Annotated in this window: 6 protein-coding genes and 2 pseudogenes; 6 read left to right on the top strand and 2 right to left on the bottom strand. The window is 68.6% G+C overall.

What is annotated here, in order from left to right; all coding sequences use genetic code 11:
* The first annotated feature begins 157 nt into the window (after positions 1–157).
* The 4 genes from ACWGH4_RS26735 to ACWGH4_RS26720 all read left to right on the top strand — a co-directional run bounded on the left by ACWGH4_RS26735 (position 158) and on the right by ACWGH4_RS26720 (position 4,634).
* Positions 158–940 carry a DUF899 domain-containing protein gene (locus tag ACWGH4_RS26735; protein ID WP_453465443.1) on the top strand — a complete coding sequence of 261 codons (783 nt, stop codon included), beginning with the start codon at positions 158–160 and terminating at the stop codon, positions 938–940.
* Between the two features lie 283 nt (positions 941–1,223).
* Positions 1,224–2,420, top strand: coding sequence for a glycoside hydrolase family 64 protein (locus tag ACWGH4_RS26730; RefSeq protein WP_453465441.1), 1,197 nt, complete (start codon positions 1,224–1,226; stop codon positions 2,418–2,420).
* Positions 2,421–2,628: 208 nt separating this feature from the next.
* Positions 2,629–3,573, top strand: a complete 945-nt coding sequence (locus ACWGH4_RS26725) for an AEC family transporter (RefSeq protein WP_453465438.1) — start codon at positions 2,629–2,631, stop codon at positions 3,571–3,573.
* 95 nt (positions 3,574–3,668) lie between these two features.
* On the top strand, positions 3,669–4,634 hold the full coding sequence (locus tag ACWGH4_RS26720; RefSeq protein WP_453465436.1) for a pirin family protein: 966 nt from the start codon (positions 3,669–3,671) through the stop codon (positions 4,632–4,634).
* 254 nt (positions 4,635–4,888) lie between these two features.
* Here the strand turns inward: ACWGH4_RS26720 and ACWGH4_RS26715 are convergent.
* Positions 4,889–5,295, bottom strand: a pseudogene (locus tag ACWGH4_RS26715) (transposase); the annotation flags it as partial.
* Between the two features lie 289 nt (positions 5,296–5,584).
* On the opposite strand from ACWGH4_RS26715, the gene ACWGH4_RS26710 reads away from it, so the two are divergent.
* Both ACWGH4_RS26710 and ACWGH4_RS26705 read left to right on the top strand, forming a co-directional pair.
* Entirely contained in the window at positions 5,585–6,424 is an 840-nt protein-coding gene (locus ACWGH4_RS26710; protein WP_453465434.1) for an IS5 family transposase, read from the top strand.
* A gap of 102 nt (positions 6,425–6,526) precedes the next feature.
* Complete coding sequence (locus ACWGH4_RS26705) at positions 6,527–6,859, top strand: CPCC family cysteine-rich protein (RefSeq protein ID WP_453465432.1); 333 nt, start codon at positions 6,527–6,529, stop codon at positions 6,857–6,859.
* A gap of 9 nt (positions 6,860–6,868) precedes the next feature.
* Here the strand turns inward: ACWGH4_RS26705 and ACWGH4_RS26700 are convergent.
* Positions 6,869–7,576: pseudogene (locus ACWGH4_RS26700) on the bottom strand (NF041680 family putative transposase); the annotation flags it as partial.
* Between the last annotated feature and the right edge of the window lie 51 nt (positions 7,577–7,627).

Raw genomic sequence — 7,627 nt, 5'->3', positions numbered from 1 at the left:
TCGGCCGCGCGTCGGCTCGTCCTCTTGTCGGCTCCCGCGTCGGCCCGGTCGAGGCCGCCCTGCCGCGATGAGTTCCGGCCGGCTCGGGAGTCTATTCCGGTGGGCGTCGCAGGACGCCGTACGACGCAGTCCGGCACGAGACACCACGGAGGACCCCATGACGACCACGCCGAGTGACCCGAGCGCCGCGCTGCCCGGCCGCCCGCCCGTCGTCGACCTGGCCACCTGGCAGGCCGCCCGTGACGAACTCCTGGTCCGCGAGAAGGCCCACACCCGTGAGGGCGACGCCCTCGCCGCGGCGCGTCGCCGGCTGCCGATGGTGGAGTTCGACGGGACGGTCGAGGTCGTCGGACCCGACGGCCCGGTCCCGTTCCTGGAGTTGTTCCAGGGCCGCGACGAACTCGTGGTCTACAAGCACATGTGGTACGACGGCGCCCCCCACCAGGGGCAGTGCGAGGGCTGCACCACCACGGCCTGGCACATGAAGGACGCCGTCTACCTCAACGCCCGCGGCGTCTCGTTGGCCGTCGTGACCACGGGCCGGTGGGACGAGGTGGCCGCGTACGTCGAGTTCATGGGCTACACCCAGCCCTGGTACTCCGTGCGCGACGTGGACGCGCCGGTCGGCGGCGAGATGGGTTACCTCACCTGCTTCCTGCGCGACGGCGACCGCGTGTTCCTCACCTACTCCACGACGGGCCGTGGCAATGAGCCGGTCAACGGGTCCCTCGGCCTTCTCGACATGACGCCCTACGGCCGCGGCGAGGCGTGGGAGGACAACCCCGAGGGCCGGCCCGAGGGGCACAGCCCGTGCTGGTACTGGCGCTCGGACGCGGACGGGAACGCCACCTGGGGGCCGACCAGCCGCCCCGTGCCGCAGTGGACCCGTCCCGGCGCGACCCCCGTGGACACTCTCGGCCGGCACGGCGACCACCACTGAGGCGCTTCCCGCGCCGCGTACGGACCGCTGCCCGGGCCGCCGCCCCGCGTCGGCACAGGTGTCCGGTGTTGGGGCGGAACCTCCGGGCGTGAGAACAACTCCTGCGCGAATTCTTGACGGCGGTCCGGCGCGGGCCGATTCTGAGAGCGCTCTCAAGCGTCCGTCCTTCGGGCCGGGACTTCACCTTCGAGAAGTCCCGCCAGGGATCGTGACGCCATCCGACCAGCATCCGACGACGATCCGACAGGGATCCGTCGAGGATCCGATCAGGAGGAGGTGGAGCGTGCCTGTCCCACGGAAGTTACTGGCGCTGGCGTTCACCGCGCTGCTGTGCGCCGCCGGCGTCACCGCCACCGGACCCACCGCGACGGCCGAAGCCGCGGTGCCCGCGACCATCCCGCTCAAGTTCACCAACAACTCGGGCCGCAGCGAGCCGGTCTACATCTACAACCTCGGCACGGAGCTCAGCACCGGCCGGCAGGGCTGGGCCGACGCGAGCGGCACGTTCCATCCCTGGCCCGCCGGCGGCAACCCGCCGACCCCGGCCCCCGACGCGTCGATCGCCGGCCCCGCGTCCGGACGTTCCGTCACGATCCGGATGCCCAAGTTCTCCGGGCGGATCTACTTCTCGTACGGGCAGAAGCTCGTCTTCAAGCTCACCACCGGCGGCCTCGTGCAGCCCGCGGTGCAGAATCCCGGCGACCCCAACCGCAACATCCTCTTCAACTGGTCGGAGTACACACTCAACGACTCCGGCCTGTGGATCAACAGCACACAGGTGGACATGTTCTCCGCCCCCTACGCGGTCGGTGTCCAGGCCGCCGACGGCACGGTCAAGAACACCGGCCACCTCAAACCCGGTGGCTACAACGGCTTCTACACCGCGCTGCGCGGTCAGCCCGGCGGCTGGGCGAACCTCATCCAGACTCGTGCGGACGGCACCGTCCTGCGCGCCCTCGCCCCCGGCCACGGCATCGAGGCCGGCGCGCTGCCGGCGAACATCATGGACGACTACATCAACCGCGTGTGGAACAAGTACACGACCTCGACCCTCACGGTCACGCCCTTCGCCCACCAGCCGGGGATCAAGTACTACGGCCGGGTCTCCGGCGGGGTCATGAACTTCACGAACGGTTCCGGGACCGTCGTCACCTCGTTCCAGAAGCCGGACTCCGACAGTGTCTTCGGGTGCTACAAGCGGCTCGACGCGCCCAACGACCAGGTGCGCGGCCCGATCTCGCGCACCCTGTGCGCCGGCTTCAACCGCTCGACGCTGCTGGTCAACCCCAATCAGCCGGACACCGGTTCCGCGAACTTCTACCGGGACGTCGTCACCAACCATTACGCCCGCAAGATCCACGCCCAGATGGCCGACGGCAAGGCGTACGCCTTCGCCTTCGACGACGTCGGCGCCCACGAGTCACTGGTCCACGACGGCAATCCGCAGACGGCGTACGTCACGCTGGACCCGTTCAACTGACGGGAATCAACCCCGCCCGACGCTGGTACGACGCGCACCGGGACTACGGCCGCACCCGTGACCCACGGTCGACCGGACTCCCCGGAGGTCCGCCTTCATAGGTCCACCGTCCCGAAGTCCTACCGTTCCTCGAACTTCGTCGCCCCCGGAGCCGGGCCTTCCCGGGGGCGGCGGAGAGGTCTTGATCACCGTCGGGCATGCTGATCCGGTGACCGTGCTCTCCGGCTTTCTGCCCATCTGGGCGATCACCGCCGTCGGTTGGGCGGCCGGCCGGTTCGACGTACTCGGAAAGCAGGCCCAGTCGGTGCTGGGCCGGTTCGCCTTCGCGTTCGCCATGCCCGCGCTGCTGTTCGTGACACTGGCGCGGGCCGATGTGTCCAAGCTCCTCAGCCCCGGCGTGGCGGTCTTCGCCGTCAGTGTGCTCATCATGCTCGCCCTCGGCCTGCTGATCGGCCGATGGATCTTCCACCGCGGACGCGCGGACCGGGCGATCGGCGCCATGGCGGGCGCCTACGTGAACTCCGCCAACCTCGGCATCCCCGTGGCCGTACATGTGCTGGGTGACGCCTCGTTCGTGGTCGCGGCAGCCCTGTTCCAGACGCTGTTCGTGACCCCTCTGATCCTGACGTTGATAGACCTCGACGCGGGCCGCGGCGCCGACGGCCGGAGCCGCTTCCTGTGGCTGCCGCTGCGCAACCCGATCATCGCCGCGTCGGCGGCAGGGGTGACGGTGTCCGTACTCGGCGTGCCACTGCCGGAGGCCGTGACCGCGCCCGCCCAGATGCTCGGCGGCGCGGCGGTCCCGGCGGCGCTGTTCGCGCTGGGCATGTCCCTCGACTCCCGCGCCACGGAGCCCGGCACCACCGTCCTGGAGGACGCCGTGTCCGCCGGGCGTGCGGAGCGACACGTCCTCGTCCTCCTCAAAACGGTCGTCCAGCCGCTGCTCGCCTACGCCCTTGCTCGATGGGGGCTCGGCATCGGGGGCGACGACCTGCTCGCGGTGGTGCTCTGCGCGGGCCTGCCGACCGCCCAGAACGCGTTCATCTTCGCGGCGCAGTACCGCCTCGACACCCGACTCGTCAGGGACGCCGTCGTGTTGAGCACCCTGTTCTCCATGGGATCCCTGTCGCTGATCACCTGGCTTCTCGCGTGAGCGGCACGGCCGTGGCGACGACCTGAGGACGTTCCGAGGGAATCGGGGTGCGGAAGGGGGACCCGGGGCGCCCGCACCGCAATAGGTTGGACCCCATGAGCAATCTCGATCGTCAGGCCACCCTCTCCGTATGCGGCGGGCGTGGCTTCGTCGTCGCCGAGCCCGTCAGGGAGCTCCTCAGCCCCCGCCGCGTGCAGCTCGGCGAGTCCACCGAGGTCCGCCGGCTGCTGCCCAACCTCGGGCGGCGGATGGTGGGCGCCTGGGCCTTCGTCGACCACTACGGCCCCGACGACATCGCCGACGAGCCGGGCATGCAGGTGCCGCCGCATCCGCACATGGGTCTGCAGACCGTCAGCTGGCTGCACGAAGGCGAGGTGCTGCACCGCGACAGCACGGGGGCGCTGGCCACCATCCGCCCCCGGGAGCTCGGTCTGATGACCTCAGGGCGGGCGATCAGCCACTCGGAGGAGAGCCCCCGTCCGCACGCGCGCTTCCTGCACGGCGCCCAACTGTGGGTGGCGCTCCCCGCCGAACACCGAGGCATCGAGCCGCACTTCCAACATCACACGGAACTCCCGGAGGTCACCGCCGCCGGTCTGAGCGCCACGGTGATCCTCGGCAGCCTCGACGGAACGGCCTCACCCGGTACGACGTACACGCCCCTCGTAGGGGCGGACATCACCCTCACCCGGGGAGCCGAGGCGCGCCTGCCGCTCGACCCGGACTTCGAGTACGCCGTGCTCTCCATGTCCGGCGAGGCCCACGTCGACGGCGTTCCGGTACTCCCCGGCTCGATGCTCTACCTCGGCTGCGGCCGCTCCGAACTGCCCCTGCGCGCCGACTCGGACGCGGGCCTGCTGTTGCTGGGCGGCGAGCCGTTCGAGGAGGAGATCGTGATGTTCTGGAACTGGATCGGACGGTCGCATCAGGATATCGCTCAGGCCCGCGAGGACTGGATGAACGGCACCCGCTTCGGTGAGGTGAAGGGCTACGAGGGCCCTCCGCTTCCGGCGCCGGAGCTGCCTGCGACGCCGCTGAAGGCGCGGGGGCGGGTGCGCTGAGCTGGGGCAATCACCTGAAGTAGCTTCTGGTGGGCTGGCTTGGAGAAGTTCCGTTTCTGGACGACTCGTAACTGCTCACTCGACCCTTGGGGCGCGCTGCGGGTCTTGGGTGCGACTTTCATGTGGCGCAGAGTGTGGTGACGTTTGGCGGAACGAATGCTGACTTTACTGACGAGTAGCCAGTTTATCTGGTGGTGGTCCACGCCGTGTCGTCGCGCCAGGAGTGAGCCGGCCGAGGCTCCGCCGGCAAGGCGGTCGCGTACGTGGTGGTGCCGGGGGCGGGCACGGTCGACGGGTGAGGGGCCGACATGATCCCCCCTTTGAGGGCCCGGACGTGCGACCCGTCCACGGAGCAGTCGGCCAGGTCCAGCAGGTCGGCGCGGCGCAGTTCGGTCAGCAGGGCGGCGTGCAGGCGTGGCCAGACGCCGGCCTCAGTCCAGTCCCGCAGCCGACGCCAGGCCGTCACACCGGAGCAGCCCACCGTCTCCGCGGGAACATCACGCCATGCGACACCCGTCCGCAGCACGTACATGACGCCGGCGAGTGCCGCCCGGTCCGGAACGCGCAGCCGCCCGGGATGCCGACGGCGTCGGTCGGGAGGGGCCGGCAGTAGCGGGGCCACCCGCTCCCACAGGTCGTCAGGAACAAGATCAGCACGCACTCCGGACACCCTGCCGACCAAGATCGTCGAGCACAAGACTTGCAGCTCAACTCATTCTGAAACGATCAGTTAAAGAGCGTTTCGTCCCGGTGGGAGTGTTTGGTGATGTTTTAGGGGCTCGATCGGTGTGGGGCTGCCGGGGCAGACGTGGTTGGAGTGTGCCAATGCGGCAGGTGGCAGTGTGAACCAGTCTGCTTTGAACAGTTCACTCCCGTCTGGTCCCAAGGCGCCCCCACTTGGCGCCGTTTGCGCCCTGGGGAAGCGCTGCACCCGACGGTAGTAACGGAACATGATGCGACAGCGCCCCTATGCCAGTGACCTGTCCGATGCCCGCTGGGAACTGCTGGAACCCACTTTGTCAGCCTGGCGGGCCGAGCGACGAGGCAAGGGCCTGGACATCGGACGCCCACCCGAACACGACCTTCGCCGCATCATGGACGCCATCCTGTACGTCGACCGTACCGGGATCCCCTGGCGCTACCTCCCGCACGACTTCGCCCCGTGGGAAACGGTCTACGGCTACTTCGCCGCCTGGCAGAAGGGAGGCATCTTCGACCAGCTCAACGGGCTCCTGCGTCGTCTGGTGCGTCAAGCCGAAGGCCGAAGCGCCGAACCGAGTGCCTGCGTGCTCGATGCCCAGAGCGTCAAGACATCCGCCAACGTGCCCGCGACCGGCCAAGGCATCGACGCCGGCAAGAAGATCGCAGGCCGCAAGCGCCGTCTCGCTGTCGATGCCCTCGGTCTCCTGCTGGCCGTCTGGGTGACCGCGGCAAGCGTTTCCGACAACGCCGGCGGCATCCACCTGCTCTCCCACATCGCCGCCGAGAACCCTCGCGTGACGAAAGCCTGGGCCGACACCGGTTATCGAACCGAGGTCATCGACCACGGCGCACGCCTCGGCATCGACGTGGAGGTCGTCCAACGCAACCCCGGCGTCAAGGGATTCAAGGTCATCCCCCGACGCTGGGTCGTCGAGCGGACCTTCGGCTGGCTCATGCACCACCGACGCCTCGCCCGCGACTACGAAACCCACTCCCACCGCTCCGAAGCCATAATCCACGTCGCGATGATCGACCTCATAAGCCGCAGGCTCACCCGAGAATCCACCCCGAACTGGCGCGACTCCTGAGGTTCGAACCAAACACTCCCGCCGGGACGAAACGCTCTTTAAGACACGCACTTAGCTTGGCGTTTAACCTCTGTTGCTGTTGCGAGCGGCTGCGGTCACGCGATGTCGGCGGGTACTGGTATCTGTCATCTGGTGACCAGCCAAGACAGCGCCCCAGCTCCCCAGTGGTTCAACATCGTTCTCGGCCCTGAGAACGGTCCCTACGCATGTCCCTGCTGCGGCTGTCTAACCCTGGAGGCCCGTGGCGCTCACGAGATATGCACGGTGTGCTACTGGGAGGACGACGGCCAGGACGAGCACGATGATGACGTTGTCCGAGGAGGCCCGAACGGATCACTCAGCCTTTTTCAGGCACAACGCAACTTCGAAGAGATGGGTGCGTGCGATCCAAGGTGGGTCAAGTACGTCCGGGCTCCGTTTCCCGAAGAGCAGTAACACGGTTGCTCAGCCCGCGATTCGTCTGGGCTTGGTGCCGACCTCATGGTGCGCGGGCCGGGTGTAGGACTCGCCTGTGACGAGGACGCGTCCGACGCCGTAGCGGGTAGCAGGCCGCTGATTCTTCGATCCGAGCGTACGGCCGGGCCCGGGCCGTGTGGGTTTCGGTGCACCGGCCGGCGTGCCGGTCTTCGCACGCAGGTTCCTGAACCCCCGACGAACCCGGGCAGGGGTGAGTCTGTTCGGTTCCGCCGGTCGTTCCCACGGCCGGCGGAGATCCCGCGCGAGCGGCCGGGCGAGACGGAGCTGAGCGTGCGCGGCCAGAACGAGTCAGGTCCAGCGGTCGGCCGCGGCGGAGTCTCGAAGCTTGGGTCGAGTCCAGCCAAGGGTGTGCTTGAACAGGCGAAACGTGTGCTCGATGTCGAAGCGTCGCAGGAAGGACTGCCAGCAGCGGTCGACGTCCGCCTCGGTGGCGCCGGTACCCGACCACCACAGCCATACCGGCTTGTTGACCCCACCGCTGGGAAGCTTCTCCACGACCAGGCGAATGACGGTGCCCTCGATGAGAGGCAGCGGTCCGCCATGGTCGAGCCAGGCGGCCCGGCGGGTCAGCCGTGGATGCAGCCGGTCCCACGCCTGAGCGGTTGCCTTCCCGTAGAGCCGGGTGTCCGTGGTCGTCACGGCCTGCTCAGTACCCCAGGTTGTCGGGTCGCCGAAATCTCGACGGGCAGGTCACCTAGAAGACTGATGAAGATCTTGTTGAGGGGC

It is taken from the genome of Streptomyces sp. NPDC054847, from assembly GCF_053610925.1.
The sequence above is the reverse complement of the archived record's forward strand: the minus strand, read 5'-3'. Positions and strand labels throughout refer to the sequence as shown.